The 21,151-nt window shown below is 39.7% G+C and carries 23 protein-coding genes; all 23 read left to right on the forward strand.

Features of this window, described 5'->3' with window-relative positions; genetic code table 11:
* Positions 1-99: 99 nt before the first annotated feature.
* The 23 genes from G7Y57_RS03870 to G7Y57_RS03980 all read left to right on the forward strand — a co-directional run bounded on the left by G7Y57_RS03870 (position 100) and on the right by G7Y57_RS03980 (position 20,987).
* Entirely contained in the window at positions 100-2,412 is a 2,313-nt protein-coding gene (locus G7Y57_RS03870) for a polymorphic toxin type 23 domain-containing protein (RefSeq protein ID WP_165020887.1), read from the forward strand.
* Between the two features lie 15 nt (positions 2,413-2,427).
* Positions 2,428-3,138, forward strand: coding sequence for a hypothetical protein (locus tag G7Y57_RS03875; RefSeq protein WP_165020888.1), 711 nt, complete (start codon positions 2,428-2,430; stop codon positions 3,136-3,138).
* 1 nt (position 3,139) lies between these two features.
* Positions 3,140-3,412 (forward strand): hypothetical protein, encoded by a 273-nt coding sequence (locus tag G7Y57_RS03880; RefSeq protein WP_165020889.1) that lies wholly within the window; start codon positions 3,140-3,142, stop codon positions 3,410-3,412.
* 45 nt (positions 3,413-3,457) lie between these two features.
* Complete coding sequence (locus G7Y57_RS03885) at positions 3,458-4,120, forward strand: hypothetical protein (protein ID WP_165020890.1); 663 nt, start codon at positions 3,458-3,460, stop codon at positions 4,118-4,120.
* A 344-nt stretch (positions 4,121-4,464) separates the two neighbouring features.
* Positions 4,465-5,739, forward strand: coding sequence for a hypothetical protein (locus tag G7Y57_RS03890; protein ID WP_165020891.1), 1,275 nt, complete (start codon positions 4,465-4,467; stop codon positions 5,737-5,739).
* Between the two features lie 81 nt (positions 5,740-5,820).
* Positions 5,821-6,876: an exonuclease SbcCD subunit D gene (locus tag G7Y57_RS03895; RefSeq protein ID WP_165020892.1), complete on the forward strand. Its 1,056-nt coding sequence runs from the start codon at positions 5,821-5,823 to the stop codon at positions 6,874-6,876.
* Positions 6,876-9,197, forward strand: a complete 2,322-nt coding sequence (locus G7Y57_RS03900) for an SMC family ATPase (RefSeq protein ID WP_165020893.1) — start codon at positions 6,876-6,878, stop codon at positions 9,195-9,197. Before G7Y57_RS03895 ends, G7Y57_RS03900 begins: the two co-directional genes overlap by 1 nt.
* On the forward strand, positions 9,172-9,663 hold the full coding sequence (locus G7Y57_RS03905; RefSeq protein ID WP_165020894.1) for a crossover junction endodeoxyribonuclease RuvC: 492 nt from the start codon (positions 9,172-9,174) through the stop codon (positions 9,661-9,663). The genes G7Y57_RS03900 and G7Y57_RS03905 overlap by 26 nt, the downstream gene beginning before the upstream one ends.
* 100 nt (positions 9,664-9,763) lie before the next feature.
* Positions 9,764-10,381, forward strand: coding sequence for an RNA polymerase sigma factor (locus G7Y57_RS03910; RefSeq protein WP_165020895.1), 618 nt, complete (start codon positions 9,764-9,766; stop codon positions 10,379-10,381).
* Positions 10,353-10,967, forward strand: a complete 615-nt coding sequence (locus G7Y57_RS03915) for a hypothetical protein (protein ID WP_255491330.1) — start codon at positions 10,353-10,355, stop codon at positions 10,965-10,967. The genes G7Y57_RS03910 and G7Y57_RS03915 overlap by 29 nt, the downstream gene beginning before the upstream one ends.
* Positions 10,964-12,322, forward strand: a complete 1,359-nt coding sequence (locus G7Y57_RS03920; protein ID WP_165020896.1) for a DnaB-like helicase C-terminal domain-containing protein — start codon at positions 10,964-10,966, stop codon at positions 12,320-12,322. The genes G7Y57_RS03915 and G7Y57_RS03920 overlap by 4 nt, the downstream gene beginning before the upstream one ends.
* Complete coding sequence (locus tag G7Y57_RS03925; RefSeq protein ID WP_255491331.1) at positions 12,319-13,350, forward strand: toprim domain-containing protein; 1,032 nt, start codon at positions 12,319-12,321, stop codon at positions 13,348-13,350. Before G7Y57_RS03920 ends, G7Y57_RS03925 begins: the two co-directional genes overlap by 4 nt.
* A gap of 53 nt (positions 13,351-13,403) precedes the next feature.
* Positions 13,404-15,116 (forward strand): PHP domain-containing protein, encoded by a 1,713-nt coding sequence (locus tag G7Y57_RS03930; protein WP_255491332.1) that lies wholly within the window; start codon positions 13,404-13,406, stop codon positions 15,114-15,116.
* Complete coding sequence (locus tag G7Y57_RS03935) at positions 15,109-15,654, forward strand: NUMOD4 motif-containing HNH endonuclease (RefSeq protein WP_165020898.1); 546 nt, start codon at positions 15,109-15,111, stop codon at positions 15,652-15,654. The genes G7Y57_RS03930 and G7Y57_RS03935 overlap by 8 nt, the downstream gene beginning before the upstream one ends.
* Entirely contained in the window at positions 15,651-17,828 is a 2,178-nt protein-coding gene (locus G7Y57_RS03940) for a DNA polymerase III subunit alpha (RefSeq protein ID WP_165020899.1), read from the forward strand. Before G7Y57_RS03935 ends, G7Y57_RS03940 begins: the two co-directional genes overlap by 4 nt.
* 92 nt (positions 17,829-17,920) lie before the next feature.
* Positions 17,921-18,697 (forward strand): PolC-type DNA polymerase III, encoded by a 777-nt coding sequence (locus G7Y57_RS03945; protein WP_165020900.1) that lies wholly within the window; start codon positions 17,921-17,923, stop codon positions 18,695-18,697.
* A 4-nt stretch (positions 18,698-18,701) separates the two neighbouring features.
* Positions 18,702-18,971: a hypothetical protein gene (locus tag G7Y57_RS03950; protein ID WP_165020901.1), complete on the forward strand. Its 270-nt coding sequence runs from the start codon at positions 18,702-18,704 to the stop codon at positions 18,969-18,971.
* Between the two features lie 28 nt (positions 18,972-18,999).
* Complete coding sequence (locus tag G7Y57_RS03955) at positions 19,000-19,506, forward strand: hypothetical protein (RefSeq protein ID WP_165020902.1); 507 nt, start codon at positions 19,000-19,002, stop codon at positions 19,504-19,506.
* Positions 19,490-19,651, forward strand: a complete 162-nt coding sequence (locus tag G7Y57_RS03960) for a hypothetical protein (protein ID WP_165020903.1) — start codon at positions 19,490-19,492, stop codon at positions 19,649-19,651. Before G7Y57_RS03955 ends, G7Y57_RS03960 begins: the two co-directional genes overlap by 17 nt.
* Entirely contained in the window at positions 19,648-19,941 is a 294-nt protein-coding gene (locus G7Y57_RS03965) for a hypothetical protein (RefSeq protein ID WP_165020904.1), read from the forward strand. The genes G7Y57_RS03960 and G7Y57_RS03965 overlap by 4 nt, the downstream gene beginning before the upstream one ends.
* A gap of 26 nt (positions 19,942-19,967) precedes the next feature.
* Positions 19,968-20,180, forward strand: coding sequence for a hypothetical protein (locus tag G7Y57_RS03970; protein WP_165020905.1), 213 nt, complete (start codon positions 19,968-19,970; stop codon positions 20,178-20,180).
* Entirely contained in the window at positions 20,170-20,775 is a 606-nt protein-coding gene (locus G7Y57_RS03975; protein WP_165020906.1) for a DUF6549 family protein, read from the forward strand. The genes G7Y57_RS03970 and G7Y57_RS03975 overlap by 11 nt, the downstream gene beginning before the upstream one ends.
* A 35-nt stretch (positions 20,776-20,810) precedes the next feature.
* Entirely contained in the window at positions 20,811-20,987 is a 177-nt protein-coding gene (locus G7Y57_RS03980; RefSeq protein WP_165020907.1) for a histone H1, read from the forward strand.
* Positions 20,988-21,151: the final 164 nt, after the last annotated feature.

The following is a 21,151-nucleotide window of genomic DNA, read 5'->3' on the forward strand; positions in this document are numbered from 1 at the left end:
GAGTTAAAGAAACTAAAAAAATGTTACAACCTGATGAAGAATAAATATCTTTAGCCAATCTCATCCGAGACACTTAGTGGTATACTTTTCAATTACTAAGTGGACTACTTTTCAATTATATTATACACCTTTAAGTATGATTCACGCTCTCGGGCTATTGAGATATCAATTCCAAACGTTCATACTCAAATAATAGAATACGATAATCTTAACAGGATCATAAAAAAGACGGAGAAAGTAGGTTTTGAAAAGATTTTTCTGACAGAGACAGTTTACGATACTTATGGAAGGATTAGTAAAGAAATCTACCCTTCAGGATTTTATATTATTAATGGATATGACGCAAATGGATATCTGGTAAATATAAAAGATAATAATAATGCTTTGATATGGCAAGCTAATGAAAGTAATGCAAAGGGCCAGTTACTGAGTATAACCAAAGGAAATAAGACGACTACATATGCATATGACAATAGGAACTTTACAAAGTCCATACTTACACCGGGAGTTATGAATATGACTTATATTTATAACGCTAAAGGAAATCTGACTGAACGACAGGATGTATTAACCGCACAAAAAGAGGTGTTTAACTATGATACAATGAATCGTTTAACCAGTTGGAATATTTCAAAAAGCGGTGTGATTACTAAAATAAATACCATGAAATATGAGCCCACCACCGGAACAATAATTTCTAAAAGTGACTTGCAATATGCTATGAATTACGGCGAAAATGGAGCACCGGTTCATGCTCTTACATCAATTGGCGGTAATTCAGATATTATTCCCGACAGTGATCAGACGATAGCATATACAGATTTCAAAAAAATATCCATTATAAGCGAAGGTGGTAATTTATTAAATATTTCATATAATACGGATGAAGAGAAGCGTAAATCAACATTACAAAAAAATGGAGGCGTAGCTACTCTTAGATATTACGTGGGTAATTATGAGGAAGAAATTATTAATGGTGTAACTAAAAAGATTCATTATTTGGCAGGAGGAAACGGTTTAGCAGCCATATACATTCAAAATGGCAGTGTTAATACGCTTTATTATGCATACACCGATAATCTTGGTTCTTTAATTGCTCTGACTGACGCAAATGGTAATGTTAAAGAAAAATACAGCTACAACCCATGGGGAAATAAACAAAATCCTGATAATTGGTCATTAGAAGATACCCGCACTGCTTTCATTGTCAATCGTGGATTTACAATGCATGAGCATCTGCACGAGTTTAAGCTAATTAATATGAACGGGCGGGTTTACAATCCTCTTGTAGCTATGTTTTTAAGTCCTGATCCTCATATCCAAGCCCCCGAAAATTGGTTGAGTTATAACAGGTATGCATATTGTTTAAATAATCCGTTAAAATATACAGATCCAAATGGTGAATGGTTTGGAATAGATGATCTATTTGTAGCTGCCGCAGGTTTTGTGATGGGATATCTCTCTCATGGTATTTCTGAAGGTAACTGGGGCGGTAAAGCCGTAGTAAGTGGTTTAACCATGGCCGGTTCAGCTTGGCTTGGATTTAATACATTAGGTGTAAGTATGGGTGTTGGGCAATACGTGAGCAATATGGCTATAAATACAGCGACCAGTATGGTATTACCTTCTTTTAATATGCCTATAACTAATAATTTTGGATTGTCGATATCTCCTTCAATTGGACTGGGACCTAAAGGTGTAGGTGGTGGGTTTAACTATGGAGCTACTTATAAAAATGGTAATAAGAGTTATGGTGTCGGTTTAGGCGTAGGACCGAATCATTTTTCATACGGCATAGGTGCTAAGAGTGGCGATGTGGGATTAAGTTACTACCGGACTCATTATGGAAATGGAGTAGGACTAGACGGAATCCCGAACAAACAAATTGTAGGTGGAGTCGTTTTAGTTGCCGGAGGATTTTCATTTCGAATCGAAAATGATGTATTAGGCGACAGACATGATCGTTGGCGAACCAATGCTGTAGAAGTAGGTTTAGGAAAATATTTTGTTTTTGGAACAACTCTTAATACTAATGACCCGGACACTGAAGGTTTGGGAGTAGATAATACAGAGAATGGTTATTCGGACGGACGTTCTAGCTTGAGTGGAGATCTGAACAAAAATGGTAAAAGTTCTTGGAAAAACGGCCAAGTGTATTCAAGTCCATTTTATGTTGGTATTAAGCAAGGTAATAATGTGTATCGAATGGGATTTAGTCATCCGAAGGTTCAGGATATGACACAAAATAAAGTTCACAGGGAGGGTTTCTTTCATACGTTACTCCCTGGAATTAGTAAACTTCTGCCGGGGGATTTTGGATATCAAAATTATTATGTAAACTACGGTAATTTCCAAAAAGGTGTGTATTTTTACTACGGCAATCTACAACCATATTCTTTGTGGGGATATTAACCAAAAACATTTTCTATGAAAAAAATGATTATGCTTACTTCAATATTTTCATTTCTAGTTTTGTTAATGATTGGTGAGAGTGTTTTTGCAGGTCCCCCCAAGAAAATTATTGATGCGTTTACATTTTGCTTTGATAACAAAGATACTGATATAGAGAATTTAATAAATATAGAAGGATACTATAAAGAAAGAATTCTTTTGAAACGATCAAACGTTGTCGGCTCCTTCCTTAATAAGGATTCCATAGGGCTATATGCCGATAGCGGATTTATTAGTATTATTTTTTATAAAAACGGGCTGTTCAAATACGATTTTTTTTGCCTTAAAGCAGCTTTGTTGAATGAAAACAGTGAAGAGGCCAAATCTTTTTATGATGGACAATGGGGTAGATATTCTATTGATGGAGATATAATTAAAACACAATTTATTTATAAACCATCTAAAGGTGAACTATCTAAATGGAAAGGTACAGAAATCTGGTATAAAGTAATTAATAGAACAACAATAAAAATCGTAAAAATTGATGCTTTATCTACAAACACAGAAGATAAAAACAACTTAGCTTTACATAAAAAAGTTCACGAGGAACGTATGAAAACTTTAATTGTATTTGTTCCTGATAAATTACCTAATTATCTTAATGCTTGGATTCTCAAAGAGAATTGGTTCTGGTGTAATGAGAATGACAGGAAAACATTTTTGAAAAAGAAAAATACTGAAAGGTGAATTGAAATGGCTACCATTTGGCAGCCATTTTGATTTTCAAACCCACTGTATTGGAATTCGTCAGGGAAATAATGTATATCGCATGGGATTTAATGATTCAATGGTGCAAGAAATGACTCAAAATAAGGTGCATCGTGAAGGTTTCTTTTATCTTCCTTTCGGTTATCAGAATTATTATGTAGACCACTATAAAAATAGTGAAGGTGTAAGCAGTAATAAAGGAGCCTATTTTTATTATGGAAATCAACAACCTTTTTCACTATGGGGGTATTAATTCAATAGTTTATTTCTATATTTAATCGCTTATAAATTTGGTAATATGAAAAAGCATATTAAATTTATTATTCTTGTCTTAGCGACCTTTTGTAGTCATTTATTATTCGCAGGACCTCCTAAAAGTATAAAGAACGCTTTTAGATGTTTTGAAAATAAAGACACCAAAATAAGCGAGCGAATAAATATTGAAGGATTCTATGGGGGGCATTTCTTTTATGAAAATGGTTTATATGCCCGTAGTTCAATAATATGGAGTGATCCTGAACAAGATATAAATGATCGTGTAAATTACGATCATGTTCTTGCTTTACAAAAAGCAATGGATAATCGCACTAAAAATGAGCTCAGAGATTTTTATCGTTGGGAGGCATGGGGTAATTATAAAATAGAGGGAGATATTATAAAAACTCAAAGTATGGAAAATACAGCCCCATTATCAGCTTTTAACGGTGCTTTTGAGACTTGGTTCAGAATTATAGACCGCAATACTATTTCATATCTTGGTAGAATACGAATTGGGGAAGATGAAGCAGAAAAGCAAAAACTGGAGGAAGAAATGTCAAAATCTAAAGGTGAAAGAACTATTATTTTTACGCCAACGCCTATACCTCCTTATCAAAAGGCTTGGATATTAAAAGAAAAATGGTTCTGGTGTAATAAAAATGACAGGAAAATATTTATGGAAAAAATAAAGAATGAAAAATGATTTGAGACGGCTACCAATTGGTAGCCGTTTTTATTTATACATTAAATAGGTAATTCATTCTGTTTGATATCCAATCTCTTAAAATAGTTGATGAAAAACTCTTTTGCGAAGTTTTGCTACAATAAAAAATAGCGTATATATTTGTTACCCCTCCGTAAAAAAGAGGGGTTTTACTTTTCAACCTGAGTCTCTATTTCTTAGAGACATGTAGCGAGTGATACACTCAAAGGTTCCGGCCTTTGATCTGCTCCCAAGATTGTCAAACTGAAGATATCGGTGGTATCCGAACCCGATTATCGCTGCTTTAGTTTCCCGGCATTTATCACTATCGCATTATTCATTTTATGCAAGAAGAGAATTTAGAAGAGAAAGACATGCAGATGTCGGTAGAAGACTTATTCCTGTCTAATCAGGAATCGTACTCAGAGGCACAGCAACGTGCGCTCGAAGAAAACAAATCATTTACAAAGACGGAGTTTTTCAGGATGGACAAGCTGGGCGTATACCGTCTTCGTGTCCTGCCTGTAGCACCCAACGCAGACGGCTCGGCTGGTCGCAGGAGTTATGAGTTTCCTGTACGCCAACTGTTACTGGAGATTGAGAAACCGACTACAGGAACCAAACAGAGTTTTATGTATGTAACCGTACCACGTGCTACCGATGCAGAATACTCGGTAGATATCATCGACACATACCGTAAACTGGCGGTCGATGCAGCTAAAGAAAAGGATGATGAAAAGCTGGCCGAGAAGATTGCCGGCGGCTCATATGGTGGTGGGTTGAAGTTCGGTTATGGTCATGCTCTGTACGTATACGATATGAACGAACGTGCGAAGGGGCTGCAACTACTGACTCTCAGCCATTCGCAGTTTAAAGATCTGGATGAACGTAAATTCAAACTATGGCAAAAGAAACTGGCAAAGAATCCCGGCTTCCCTTGTCCCATTTCATCCGTCTACAATGCCTATCCGGTGGAGATCGAGAAGAAGAAAAACGGCTCGAAAACGGAATACGTTACAAGTATCGACAATGAATCGGACACAGATGCACTATCTAAGGAAGAACTAACCGCTTTGATGGCTGCTCCGCGTATACCGGAGATTATTTACCGCTACTCACGTTACCAGTTTGAAGCCACGCTAGAATACCTGAAACAGTGTGATGTGAAATACGGACTGTCGATTATGGAAACCGCCGAAATGAAAGAGGCGATTGAGAAATTGCGGGAAGAACTTCCCAAAGAGGATACAAGTGCTTTTTCTTTTGACAAACGTACCAAAGACTCGAAAGACAATGCATCGATAGGTATCACCTTAGACACACTGATTAACCGATTTGATGAGTTACAGGATAAATCTTTGGGCGATAAAACGGAAGAGGGTCAGGAACTGCGTTCACTTATCCGTACCTATATCGAACAGGAAAATCTAACTATCCGTGTGACACGGTCTACAACCAATGCGGATTTACTGGACTTAATCGAAGAAGTGATTCAAAGCGGTACGGACAAAGAAGAGGACGAACTGCCTCAAGAACCTGAACCTTCGGGGGAAGATGAACCACAAGGACCCGAAAACACCTCTGAGGTACCCACCGAAAGGAACCGCAGAAGAAGGTAAATCAAACATACCTAATTAATTTATTCATCGGGAAGAAGCATATAGTTTATCTATTGCTTCTTCTTCTAATCTTATACATATATGTTTAAGACAATCTTCCCTTGCGTTTTATTAATCAACGATATACATGTTTCCAAAGACAACCTGCCTGATTTTACGGCTAACTGGAATGAGGCTCTGTCCGTCTGTAAAAAGCTGGATATAGAACTGATTGCCGTAGGCGGTGACCTGTTTCAGTCACGTGCTGCCCAGACATTAGATGTATTACTGGCGGTACATGATGCTTTGATAGATGCAGACCGACAGGGTATACAAGTGATTCTGGCCAACGGAAATCACGATAAGGTAAATCAGGAGTCCAACCGCGGTTACTGCCATGTATTCAGTCAGCACGACAATGTAATGCTCGTCGATGAATCTATGAGTGTATGCAAGCCTGATTGGGATTATGCGCTTCATATTATCCCTTATTTCCCCGAAAACGGAACCTTTAAGGACAAACTGGATGATGTAATTCAGCATGAACTGGTAAAAGGGCGAAAGAACTACTTATATATCCATGAGGGTATAAACGGAGCCTTATTACATACTTCGGACAATGAATTACCTGCATCGATGTTCTCAGTCTTCGATAAAATATTCGTAGGGCATTACCATAACAGGTGTACTGTCAAGGGAACGGAAATAGACTATATCGGAAGCTCCCGGCAACACAACTTCGGTGAAGACGAAGAAAAAGGATATACGGTCCTATACAATGACGGTTCATACGAATTTATCAAAAATCAGGTCAATACACGATACAGGGTAATCGACACCGATGCGGATAAAGTGGATATTCATTTGTCCGACCTGCTGGAAGAAATAAAAGCGGACGGCAGGTACAAAGTGAAAGTCCGTGTACATGCTTCAACGGCTAAAGCACCGGGGATCGATAAAAATATCCTTCTAAATGCAGGAGCGACAAAAGTCGAAGTTATCACCGATGAGCCGGAAATCTCAGAGACCCAATCAGGCAGCCTGTTTGAAAAGTTCGACTTTCATAACATCCAAGTAAACTATCAGGAATTCTGCCGGCTGAAAGACATCGATAATGTATCGCTCGGCATAACCTACCTATCAAAAATCAAGAACTAATGTGGAAATTAATTGAGATATACGCACAGAATGTCTGTGCATTCCGCGAACTCCATTACCATCTGGAACAGGGAGTAACTACCTTAATCTTTGGGGATAATAAAGACAACGAGAGCCAGAGAAGTAACGGTTCGGGTAAATCGGCATTGATAGAATGTATTGCTATCGGAATTACAGGAAGCCCGCTTCGTAAGATCAAGAACGAAGAGATTATCAATGATAATTCGGATGAATGCCTGATTGAGCTGCAATTCGGCAATGACAGCAATAACGAGGTGTTCACCATTGAACGCAAGCTGTACCGCAAAGGTTCGGCAGAGGTAGCCTGTTACATTACAAGGGACAAAGAATTTGACCCGGATGAAGCGGTTCAACACAGTGTGGATGCCTATAACAAATATATCCTTGAGATGCTTGGCCTGACAAAAGATGAATTATACAACAATTTCATCCTGTCAAAACACAAGTATCAGGATTTTCTTTCCTGCTCCGACAAAGACAAAAAGGAAATTATCAACCGCTTCAGTAACGGCAACCTTGTTGACAAAGCTATCGAGGAAATCCTGAGTGATAAAGCTCCGGTTCTGGAACTGATGAAACAGACTGATTTGGAATTTGCAGGGATTGAGGGGCGAATAGCTATGCTGACCGAGCAGATCGAAAAGGAAGAAAACAGTACTGAACAAGGGGCTAAATCGAAGGTAGAGAAGATCGCAGGGCTGGAAGAATCCATAGTTGAGAAACGCAGCATTATCCGTCAAAAGGCAGATGAACTGGGACTGCTCGATACGGAACTGATTAAAATCAAAGAAGTGGATTCACAGATTCAGCAATTGGAGAACGGAGATTTTACACTCGAAGATTATTTGTCGGGCATTAATAAGTACCTGCCACTTGTCGCACCTGATAAAATGACTGACTGGGATTCGGTAATCAAAGCCAAAAAAGACAGGATTCATCAGGCAGAAGAAGAGTTAGCGAAATGGGATACGGCGTTTGAACTGGCAGAAAAGAAGGTAAACGAAATTACAGTCATCTATAATGAATTGTATAAAGAATTCGAAGCATTTACAAAATCGAGTCTGGACAAAGCGGAAATTTACGAGGGAGAATTAAGGCGTTTGAACGATGAGTACATAAGGGTAAACAAAGAAATCGAGAACCTTAAGAAAACACGTAAGGCCTTATCGGTTGCCATCGAGAGCCTGAGTAACAAACTGGCAGGTATTATTAGCTGTCCGTCCTGTGGATTTGAGTTTATTGTATCAGACCAAAGTTTTGATGTGGAAAAAGGAAAGAGTGAAGTACAAATGAAACAACATGAGTTTATCACACTTTCGTCATGTATAAATGAAACTTCTGGCTTAATCGATAAGATAGAGCAAGACCAGAGTCAGGTACAAAGCGGGAAACGGGAACTTTCGTCTCAAAAATCCGCATGGACTGGAAGAATTGGTACGGCAGTCGAAAATGTAAATATAGCTTCTTTTGAAATGGAAGGAGCACGAAGGAACCAAAGCCGTATAGCAGATACCATTAATACACTGCATCAGGAAATAGACAGCATCTTAAGAAAGGTATTTGATGAAGCCTTTGAACTGATCGATGAAGCTTATAAATCGATAGACCGTAAAATCAATGGCGTACATGAGGAGGTAAAAGCAGCAGAAAGTTACATCGACACACTGGAGAATATGATCAAAGAAATCAATGCGAATACAGGTTCTGAAATTCTTACATCCCTGAAAGCTTCTTTAAATGAATACAGGCATAAGTCATCGGAAGTATTGGCGAAGAAAGCGAAGGTGGAACTGGAGCTAAAGACACTGGAAACTCAGGAACAAAATTTTGTTGAATTTAAGACGTATTTGGCTAATACCAAGATTGAAGCCCTCAGTAAAATAACGAATGAGTTTCTGGAGTCTATCGGCAGCGACATCCGCATTAAGTTTTCGGGGTATACGGTGCTGAAAACGGGAAAGGTACGCGAAAAAATATCGGTGTCACTTGTAAGAGGCGGTATGGATTGCGGTTCGTTTGGAAAGTTTAGTGCGGGTGAATCTGCAAGGGTAAATCTGGCTACTATTCTGGCCATGCAGAAGCTGATCAATTCAAATTGTGATGCGGAAAAAGGATTAGACCTGTTGGTTCTTGATGAAATTTTGGAGGCAGTCGATGAAGACGGGCTTTCTTATATGTTCGCTGCTCTAAACGGCCTTTGTATCACTGCCCTGATAGTAAGTCACGGGAATATTGCAGAATCGTACCCTCACACAATTAAAATCATAAAAGAAAATGGCGAGTCGAGAATCAGTGAGTGAACCAGTTCTGAATAAATCCGAGATACTCAGTTTGGACATAGCAACCCATACAGGATATTATTCTACGCATGGATTTGGGACATGGAATTTTACAGAATCCAAAAAGAGAAATGAAAATAAACAACATCAGTCATTTCACGATACCCTGTTGTCATTTATAAAAGAGAATAATATCAAACAGATAGTTGCCGAAGAAGTGAATGTAAATAACTATTTCACGGATATGAGAAAACTAAGTCAGTTTCATGGTTTATTACTTCTGGTCTGTGACGAGCTATCCTTGCCGGAACCTTATTATGTTAATGTGGCTACACTTAAGAAATGGGCAACCGGTAACGGCAGGGCAAAAAAGCCGGAAATGATACAAGCCTGTATCGACAGATATAAGTTTTACCCAACCGATGACAATGTAGCGGATGCCTGCCATTTGTACCATTACTACATCCGCAAATTCAGAATTACCTAACAGAGATGGATATGATTAAGGTGCTTTTATATTATAAAAATGATGCGTTAACGCTGACAGATTACGTGAAAGATTATTTCAAACTTCAAGTAATCGGCATGTGGAAACGACTAACGAAACAGAAAACTTAAACAATGAAGAGTCCGTCCGTATCCGAACGGAGCTCTTTAACCGCCATGTTTACCCTCACCGGAACCTGATCTTTAAACTCTGCATCCGCTACACGTATTCTCCTGCAGATATCGAGGATAACTACAACGAAGTCCTTATCAATTTCTTTAAGTACATCGAGACGTATGACCCCGCACGCTCTATTCAGACGTGGTTACACATCGTAACCAAGCGGTTCATTGCCGACCTGACTACCAGACGCAACGCCCGGCATAAGACTACGGATGATGTGGATGTGACCCGGCTTGCAGATGGTATGCCCGATGAAGATGAAGTAAGTTCAAACTGTATGGGAATGGATAATTATGCAGAAATGTACAATGACGATATACTGGAGGCACTCTCAGAGATAAAGCCCATTTACCGTGAAGCATTGCTTTTACAACAGGCGGGATATAAGCTGAGTGAGATCATGGAGATTTGCTACAAAAAGGGCAATCTGAAAACCAAGAATATCGAGACCATCAAAAGCAGGATTTTTCTTGCCAAGCAACAAATACGAAAACTCATAGACCGCAATGGAGAAAAACGAATCGATCAGGTATAGCATCCGTGTATTTACATTTCTGATGAAGAAAACGCTTGCTCCTTCTTTTGAGTTTCCGGGTGGTGGGATTGCACTTCGCAGCGTTAGTTCCTGCCTTAACTCATTGGAAGCAGGCTGTAAGAGCGATTTGAGTGCGGAACGCCTGAACGCCTATTGTATTTGTCAGGTGTATGCAATCAGCAGGTTTGATACAGGGTATCTCTGTAAATGGAAGGTAAGCCACTCTTTCGGTAAAAAAGCGATAGAGCGTTTTGAGCGAAGCACAAAAGGAAAAAAGTATTTCGAGGATAAATGGCTAAAGGAGGCAGGGTTGTCACGCAGTGGCTTACTGATTGAATTCAGGGACAGAAGCGAGCACCCGTTGATGAAGTTTATATTCCCTGAATTTGAAGAGAATACAAAAAGAAGGATGCACTCTTCAGAAGTAGGCTTTTACATCTGTCAGGTATCGACTTTGCTCTGGACTCCTTTCTCTCCATCCTGTCAGACTTGTAAGAACGAAAATAGATGTAAGGAGGTATGCAGCAGGAAGTATGCGGAATTGTACAGGTTACGGTTGGATGAATTTAAAGCCGATAAGAAATGAGCACAGGTAAACGTAATGCACTCAGTGCCGAATTCCTTTATGAGCTTTATTCGGCATCCGTGCGCTATGACCAGATATGTAATGTGCTGGTTCAGCATATGCGAAAGGAGTATTTGCCCGACCGCACCTTTCAGAAGATACAGGAGGTTTTTGTAAACCATTACAAGAGTTATAAAATTCCTCCCAGTTATTCTGTCCTGTCGCAAGCGTTTCTGAACGACTATGATGCAATAGAGCTTATAAATACTTTCCGCGAGTATGATGGTGACCAGAATACCGAGATTATTACCGATATGTTGGAGAGTTACATCAAAGGGGTGGCACTACAGGTCGTTTACACGGAAGTAGGCAAGTTGTATAACCAGAGCAAACAGGATAAGGCAGAAGAAAAGCTATTAGAATATGCACAGTGGTTGGAGGGTTTTACCCTCAAGACTTCTGCTTTTATCGATGTGGCTAAAACCTTTTCCGGTAGGTTTAAAAAGAACCAACAGAAAGAGTTTGAAAATGCAAGGTCGGGCATGGCACAGGTGAACCGATTTTATATCGCTGATCTGGATGCTTTGAATAACGGCAGGAATTTAAGGGGACAGTTAACCTGTTTCCTTGCCAGTACGGGAGTCGGAAAATCTCATATCGCCAAACATATCGGTATACAAGCAAACGTAGTTGACGGATTGCATGTATTGCACTTTCAGTTGGAAGGTTCGGAGGAAGAAGCACTCAATGCTTACAGTGGCGGTTTGATTTCAAAGAACGCCTACTACTTTGAGCGTGGGAAAATTTCAGACTTGGAGATCAGCCGTTTTGAAAAGCTGGTCGCTCAGTATTCGGGCAGTATTACTATCCGAAGCTTTCCCCGCTTCAACAGCCGTGTTTCATCCTTAGACATCAAAAACGGAATTGCCGAGTACCGCAAGATAAACGGTTACTCGCCCGACATTGTGATTATCGACAGTATGGACCTGCTGACCGATGCTACCCGAAAGGTTTGGAACGCAGAGCATGAACGCAGCAAGCGTATTGCCGTAGCCAACGACCTGAAAGATTTGGCAGCAGATGAAAAACTCTGGATGGTGGTAACGTATCAGGCAACTATCGAAAACAGGGAATGGCTGAACGATGAAAAGAATGTGCTGACAGAATATAACTGCTCGGAAGCCAAAGGACTGGCAAGACCCTGTACGCATTTGATCAGCCTGAACCAGTCATCGGCAGAACGGACAGAGGACACCATGCGTTTGCATACGGCTAAGTCCCGGTTCTTTCCCAAAGGCGACACCTTTAAGATTGCTACGGATTATGATAATGAGATTTTCTATGATGTACAACGAACCTTAAGCCTAAAGAAATGATGTTACTATCCAAATCAGAAACAGATTTACTGATCTCAGAGATCAGCCGTGAACTTGGAGCCAAGCGGGATGGTGGGAATAAGAACCTTGTTGCAACCTGTCCTTTTTGTGGTAAAGCGGGAAAGTTCGGCGTGTATATCGGAAAAGAAACCGAACGTAAAAAGCCGTTTATGTCACATTGTTTCAGTTGTGGCGGGGCAACTTACACGCTCGATCAATTGCTTTCAACCATCGGACGGCCTGACCTTGGGGTTACTCAAACCGCAGACCTGAAAGCACCGCTTGAACCCAGCCTGCTTTTTCCTCTGGAAACCGAAGAAGAGATAGACGATACGCTCGGAATAGTCGAATTACCGGATTTCTATAAACGGTGTTTCTCACATTCGTACCTCAAAGGACGTGGCTTTGTTTATGATGACTACGAATACTTTCCAGTCGGTACTACCGGACGATTGAACTTTAAATTCAACGACTATGTGCTGTTTCCTGTAATCGATGAAGGGGATATTGTAGGGTATGTGGCACGGCATGTAATGGCTAAGTCAGAGATTGAAGCTCATAACCGCAAAGCAAAGTTTCAGGGCAAATACCCTATCATGCGTTTTCGAAACTCAACAGAGAATGATTTTATAAAGCTGCTCTATAACTATGATGCGGTGCTACCGGATGAAACGGATACGGTAATAATCGTAGAAGGGATATTCGATGTGATTGCCCTGACACGTAAACTGGAGCTTTATGACAATACACGGCTTGCTGTAGTAGCGACTTTCGGAAAGAAAATATCGCAGACCCAAATCTTTAAGTTACAGCGTAAAGGGGTAGAAACAGTTGTAATCGGCTATGACGGGGATGCGGTGGAAGCCATCAAGAAAATGGCTACCGAATTATCGCCTTATTTTGAGGTATTTATAGCGGATATAACCGATAGTGAGAAAGACTGGGAAGATCTAAGCTACGATGAAATATATACTGTGTTTGCCTACGGGCTTAAAACACCCATAGAATACAAAATCAATAAAATCTAAGGTCACAGACCTTTTTATTTACTCAAGTAACCAATAATTATATGATACAAACGATGGATGAATTAATAAAATGGCTACATGCCAACAAGATAAGTTACAATACAATAGATAATGAAGTAATAGAGATCGTGGATTTCGGGAAAATGTTTCTGGCTGATCTCGAAGGTGTCCAATCGATATTCAGGGGAACGAAAGAGAAGATCGAATTTAACCTGATGGAAAACCCGGATATACTGATCGATGAAGGGATTTATTATGTAGCCTTCGAGTTCGGCAGGAACTGGTATTACTATGACCTGCGTGAAGACTTTAAATTCAATATTTTAAAGTTTATCGGCAAGAGACAGGAAACAAAGAAGAATATTCCTTTTGTGAATCTGGGTATACATACACCTTATGAACTTTTGAACGGTTCGGGTGATTTAGGTTTATGGGTAAAGAAAGCCAAGGTCTTGGGGCATACGGCTATCGGAATCTGTGACCGCAATACAATGGCAGCAACATTGAATCTGCAAAAGGAATGTGCTAAAGCCGGATTGAAACATGTCTTCGGGTATTCCTTTTTACTCGATTACAAGGATGAAAAGGTAGATATGAAAATATACTGCCAATCGCAAAAGGGACTCCGTAACCTGCTGCGTATTCAGAAAGAAATCATGGTAGACAGCGATACCAATACATTAAGCTATGCGGGTCTGTTGTCTCATGCACAGGGGAACGTGCTGGTTCTGGGTAAGCTTTCTTCTTACTGGATGACAAAGAACCGTCCCTTACTGGCAGAACTGGAGAAAGCATTCTCTAAAGTTTTCTATCAGGTTGACCTCGGCGAGTACAAGGCTGAACGTATCGATGTGGAAGTGCTCAAGGCGACTAAGCATTACTTTGAGAACTTCTACCTGCCGGAGTTAAACTCGTTTCGCATTGAACCAGTGCTTATTTGTGATAACTATTATGTAGATCAGGATGAAGCACGCAATAAGATTATCCTTAATAAGATCGCTTCGGGTGCTGCTCATGAACAGTCAGTCGAGCAGTACTACAAAGATATCGATGAACACTATGCGGTATTTGAAACCATCTTTGACGGTGACAGGTGGGATATTGACGCACTATTCGAGAGGATGTGCCGGCATACGGCTGAGATAGCGGAGGAAGCGGAAGCACACTATGAAACAGATAAATGTTTCATGCCCCGCTATGATTTAATACCTGAAGAAAAAGAACTATATGGCGATAGCCACACCATGTTTTTGAGCTTATTGGCAGAAGGATTTAAAAGACTGGTTCCAAAAGAGAATGAGGAGCAATACAGACAAAAACTGGCACACGAGATTTATATTCTTGAGTCTACAGATAACATCGATTATATGCTTGTACAGTACGATACGGTAAACTGGGCGAGAGCAAACGGTATTCTTGTCGGATGTGGACGAGGAAGTGCCGGAGGTTGTTTAGCCCTGTATCTTCTTGGTATAACACTTGTCGATCCGATAAAATACGGTTTGCTGTTTGAACGGTTTCTACTTCCTGAACGTGCAGGTTTATATCCGGCTAAGGTTACCATTACTGCAAGTAATATCATGTCTTGCCATTATATAGAGATTCAATTAGAGAATAATAAAAGACTGAAACTGGATATTGATGCCCAGTTATTGATTCTGCGTGATAATATTGAAATAGAAGTTTATGCGGACGAACTTCTTGCAGATGATGAAATAATTTTTGACAACAAAGATTTAATTTTTTCAATAAAAGCAAATGGATAACTATTGCGATGAGATATGGAAAGACATTATCGGTTTTGAAAATTTCTATCAGATAAGCAACTGTGGTAATGTAAGAAGTTTAGAGCGACTGATTGTAAGAATAAACGGGAGTAAACAATTAACGAGGTCTGTATTATTAAAACCTTATCGGGGAAAGACCTCAGTGTATTATCAGATTAGCCTGTCTAAAAAAAGTGTTGGATATAAATTTTTGGTTCACCGGTTAGTTGCTCAAGCATTTTTGAAAGATTGGGACAGTAAATTGGAAGTAAATCATATGGATGGTAATAAGCATAATAACAATGCCACTAATTTAGAAATGTGTACACGCCAGGGAAATATTGACCATTCGATATTCACTAATTTGAAGAAAGATTATGGCGAAAAACATGTCCATGCAAAACTGACAAATGCCGAAGCCAATAAAATCAGAAACCTGCATAAATGGGGGATAAGACAAGTTGATCTGGCAGGCATGTATGGAGTCGCAAAACAAACTATCAACAACATAATACATTTTAAATCATATATAAAATGAAAGTATTATCGACTGTAATATATAAATCTGAAAATGCGAAACCTGTATCCGATTGCCTGGTTGATAGCGGTTACAGGCAAGGGACTGGTAGGCAGCTTGCCGATGTGGATATTGATTTCCAGTCTGACCGTAGGCAGGAAGTCAAAGATTATCTGGAAAGCAGGTATAACAGGGACGGACTGCTCCGCGTCTTTTCCGCAGGTACATTCAGTTCCCTGAAGTTAAAAGCTGCCTTAAAAGATATAAGCCGAATTTACAAGGTTCCGTTAAATCTCGTCAACTACATCACTGCGATATTCGATAACGATAATATGTCTTGGACTGACTTGTTTAAACTTGCTGCAACTAATAAGAAAGTGCACCGTTTTGTTCAGGACTACCCGCACGTAATAGAGGACTTACGGACAATTATGGGACAACCGCGTTCGCCTTCGGTCCATGCTTCAGCAATAATTATCACTCCCGATACTAAAGATGGAAATAAAGCGGAATGTTTTGATTTTTTACCTATAAAAAAGATAGATAATATTCTTGTCTCTGAGTTGGATGGGTATTCAATCGATGAGGTAGGATTACTCAAGAATGACTGCTTGGGAATAAAAGAACTGACCAAAATACAATCAGTTATAAATAAATGCAATTTGATCTATAAGAATGATTTATCATTCGAAAGTATTGTAAGGAGCGGTCTGGATGATCTGAAAACCTTTGAATTATTATCAAAAGGTTTTACTCAAAATATTTTTCAATTCAGTTCATCAGGCATGACCCGGTTTCTAATGGATATGCGACCAAATAATATAAATGATCTGATTGCTGCCAATGCGTTATTCCGTCCTGCTACACTGGATTCCGGTTCAGCGGAGAAGTACTTGTTGTGTAAAAGCGGTGAAGTTGCTCCCGTCTATTTATGGGGCACATACAATGCCCTGCAAGATACTTATGCACAACTTGTATATCAGGAACAGTTGGCACAGGTTTCCCGTGAAGTAGGTAATTTCAGTTTAGCAGAGGGTATAAAGCTATTGCGCCTGATCTCGAAAAAGAAGGTAGATGAAATCCATGCTATGAAAGAAAAATTTATGACCGGAGCCAAGCAAAACGGATGTCCTAAAGAGGACGCATTAAGGATATGGGAAATGATAGAAGCTGGTGGTTCTTATCTGTTTAATAAATCCCACGCTACTGCTTATGCGATCACTTCATATGTCGGTGCATGGCTCAAAGCGAATTATCCTTCTGCATTCTATACGGTTGCCCTGCAATGGGCAGACGATAAAGAGATACCTATGCTTATGTCGGAAATGGAGCAGTGCAGTAATGCCAAGATCGTGCCACCGGATATCAATGTTTCCGAAGTGCAGTTCTTCACCGATTACGATACGAACGAAATCTTCTGGTCACTGACACGAATTAAGATGGTCGGCATTAAAACGGTCGATTACATAATTGAAGAGCGAACCAAAAACGGAACGTTTACCTCGATTGAAAACTTTATCCACCGGATATTCAAATACAAGCTTAAGAAGTATCAGTACTGGGATGATCCCGATAATGAGCAGGAAGCAGAGCGTGTTCCTGTAAATGCAAGGCATGTAAAGCACTTTATATTGTCCGGATGCTTTGATAAAACAGAACAGGTAAAAGCTGTAACAGAAAGGTACACTATTCTGGAGAAAGCGGCTAATGAATTAGGATTTAAGCTGTCCGATGAAGAATTCCCATCAGATCAGGTCTCATTCCATTATTTCTGGTCGATGCAACAGATAAACCTTTCGGGAATAGGGTCTATCGATTACCGCAGGATTTATGATAATTCCAAAGCACGGAAAGACATCAAAGGTAAAGCAAGTTATATAACACTCAGGGACGCAATGGATTTGGATAATGAGGGCAAACGGATTGCGGTTTGTGCGACAGTCATCGAACTGGATGAAGTAAGCTATAAGGACAAGCAGACCGGAGAAAAGAAAACCTTTTGTAAGATCAAGCTACAACAGAATAACGACCTGATGGAACTGGTTTGTTGGAGCGAGTTTTATTCCGCTAATCGTAAGCTGATCGGTTCGCTCAAAGACAAAATCATAATCGTATCGGCTGTTATCAAATACAGCGATTACAACGGGGCGAATAGTTTGAATACATACAATACATCCATTTTAGACAAATTATAGGTCTCAGACCTTTTTATTGCTTTGTTAAGCACAACAGCAATAGTTTGTTACAATTCGAAAATATATCATTAAATACTTTCACTTACTTAATTATGGCAGCACCACAGACAGAAATAAAAATATATACGGGAATAGGTCTTGACTTTGAAACCGGAGGTCTGGACTCCACCAAACACGCCTGTACTCAATTGGCGATGCAAGCGGTTAGGCTGGATACATGGGATGTGACAGACCGGTATGTGAAATACATTACTCCGTATAATAAGCAACAGATCGGAGGTCCCGCTAAACGGAAAGTACTTAAAAACAAGCGGGAACTGGAAGAGGAAAAGGAAGCTGAGCAGATGGAATATGAGCAAGCCGCTTTAGTCTATTCGGGTATCACAATGGAGATGCTTTTGAACATGGGTGTCGATCTGAAAGAAGTGGCAACCGAAACGATAGAGTTTGTCAAGCGAAACACATTGAGTAAAGGGGCACAATGCAAGCCCATTCTGATCGGGCAGAACATAACCTTTGACGTAAGTTTCTTACAACAGTTGATGAATTATGCAGGATTGACAAAGGAATTTGAAAAAGTATTTGCAGGTACGAAGGATTTCTACGGGAACTTTCAGCCTCACTACATAGATACCATTGATCTGGCAAGGCTCTGTTTTGCGGATGATGCTTCCGTAACTTCTTATAAACTGGAACTGATTGCGGAACGCTTGGGGATTGAACTCGATGATGCACATGATGCGGATGCGGACGTTACGGCAACCCTGAATATTGCAAGGGTATGCTCCAATCGGCTGAGGACGAATGACGGAGGTACAGGAGTCAGTATTCAAAAGGCAGAGAAAACAAGAAACTATTTTAAAATCTAAGACGATGGAAGAAAATAACATTGAACAGGAGGAAACGGTTTCGTTTAAGAAAAGTGAACTGATGACTTACGGAGTATTGGGCTATGACGGAAATGAGATGATGTGTGCCATTACAGGCTACGATCTGACGATTGCCTTTAATATGAGGCTTATTAATTCGCTTGCCGATGCCGAGAGTTGTGCGGATGCACTTGCCGATGTATTTTATCAGGCTTTGATGGAGCAACTTATAGCACGAAATGCGGACTTTATAAAACCGGAAGCCGGGCAATAAGCTATTCTTTAATAAAGATCAAACCACAATGGAAAAAGAACATACACCGGATAAAACCAAAATAAAACTGACCGAACAGGAAGAGCAATTCTGTTTCCTGTTCGTCTATGGGAATCACGAGTTTGCAGGACAGCATACTAAATGCTACATGGAAGTTTTCGGTGAGGACTCAAAGAATATGTCGGTAAAGAGCCATCAGTTGATGAAAGAGGTTCATATACTTGCCCGAATAAAGGAACTGTATACTGCTTTGCAGAATGAAACCGAGAATATCGCTATTAAGCTACAGGTTGCCGAGACTTTAAAAGCAGTGATGGAAGAGACTTCTACGGCTCAGTTTTCGGATAAGTTCGGTGTCTGTCTTTCTCCTGCTCCACTCAGGGCGGTTTCGGTAAATGCAGCTAAGGCGTTGATGGATTTATTTCCCATAAAACACGTACAGGAATCGAAACTACGAATTGAAGGCAGTGACGGAAATGTGATTTTCAATGTCATCGTTCCAGAGATAAAAGCCAAAGATGAAGAGAAAGATTAAGATCAGACGAAGTACCGTAGAAAGGGCAATCTATATGCTGATTGTAATCGGGTTAGTTATTTATGGGTTAAAAGACAGTGATGTATCGGTAAAACTAATCCACGCCGTAATGGAAGCATTTTCAATTTTATTCAACATAGTATGACAAAAAATTTCAAAGAATTCGTGACCAATAATTTCAGATCATTAATCGTTATCCTCTCTTTTATTGTGACCATGTATGTGCAGCATGTAAACAATACGGCTCATATAATCGGGCTGGAGCAGAAATGTACGAAGCTTGAAATTAAGATACAAGACCAGTATGAACGCATCGATGCTATAAAATTAGATAAGGCGGTTTTTGAAGTGACAATGACTCAGTTTACTTCCATACAAACCGACCTTCGGGAAATGCGTAATGACATAAAGGAACTGCTAAAGACTAAAAGGTGAGAATAACTATAAAAATGAGATAAAGGATGATAAATGAATGTGGTCGAATAAGAATCGTTGCGTCCGATAAACTGACGGACTTAAAACTTTCTGAATTGGAAGGAAGGACAGGTATGGTTATAGAAAACCTGACCTACAGTGAGCGAAAGAACAAAGGGTATATGGTTCGATTGGAAGAGCCGTATTTAGAAGAACTAATCTGGTTTATACCTCTTGAATCGGTAAAGAATGATGAATAAAATAGTATTGGCACTGGGGGGGATAGTTATCTGCCTGTCGTTAACTGTGCTGTTTCAATATGAGAGGAACAGGCAGTTATCGGATGAAAAAGACAGGTATAAGTCAAATACGATGTCCTTGCTTTCGGATATAAAACGATTACAGATTGATTCTACGACAATGGCTGTCGATACAAAGGTATTACGCCTTACTGTAGATGAACTTGAAGATAACAGGGCAGAGGATCTGGAGCATATACGAAAACTGGGTGTACAGGTAAACAGCTTACAGGCTATTGCTAAACATTCGGTGGGAGTAAATGCTCCCATCCAAGCCGAAGTAAAAGACTCGGTAGTTATTCGTGATACGGTAACTGTTCAGGTAAAGACCGTCAAAATGGATACGCCGTATTTACAGGTCTTAGGAATTATAGAGAATAATCAGCTTACAGGCAATATTCATCTTCCGGTTAATCTGCATCAGGCTGTTTGGGTAGAATATAAGCATCGTTTTTTGTGGTGGAGCTGGGGAGTTAAGGCGATACACCAGATTATAAGCAGTGATAATCCGTATGTGGAGATTGGGTATTCGGAGTATATTATAATTGAAAAATAACTATATCTTTGTTCGAAATTTAAAAACAAATAATAATGAAAGAATTACTGGAAAACTTAAATGTACTGATCTCAGACTTTACTAAAGACTCAGCACAACAAGCTGACAATGGTAATAAAGCTGCCGGCACTAGAGCAAGAAAAGCATCATTAGCTATAGAGAAAGCGTTGAAAGAATTTAGAAAAGTGTCTGTAGATCATAGCAAGAAGTAGATTATCACAAGCTTTTGATAAGGTGGAAGCATTGAAAAAATAAAGAAGAGTTTTGTATGTTATAGAAAAGGAGTCATCAGAAGATGGTTCCTTTTTTATTGTGCCTTGATACTATCGGTTCTTTCCAGAGTTTAAGAGTCACAAGTTCCTGTATCAGGTTTATT

The organism is Dysgonomonas sp. ZJ279 (genome assembly GCF_011039205.1).
GTDB lineage: Bacteria > Bacteroidota > Bacteroidia > Bacteroidales > Dysgonomonadaceae > Dysgonomonas.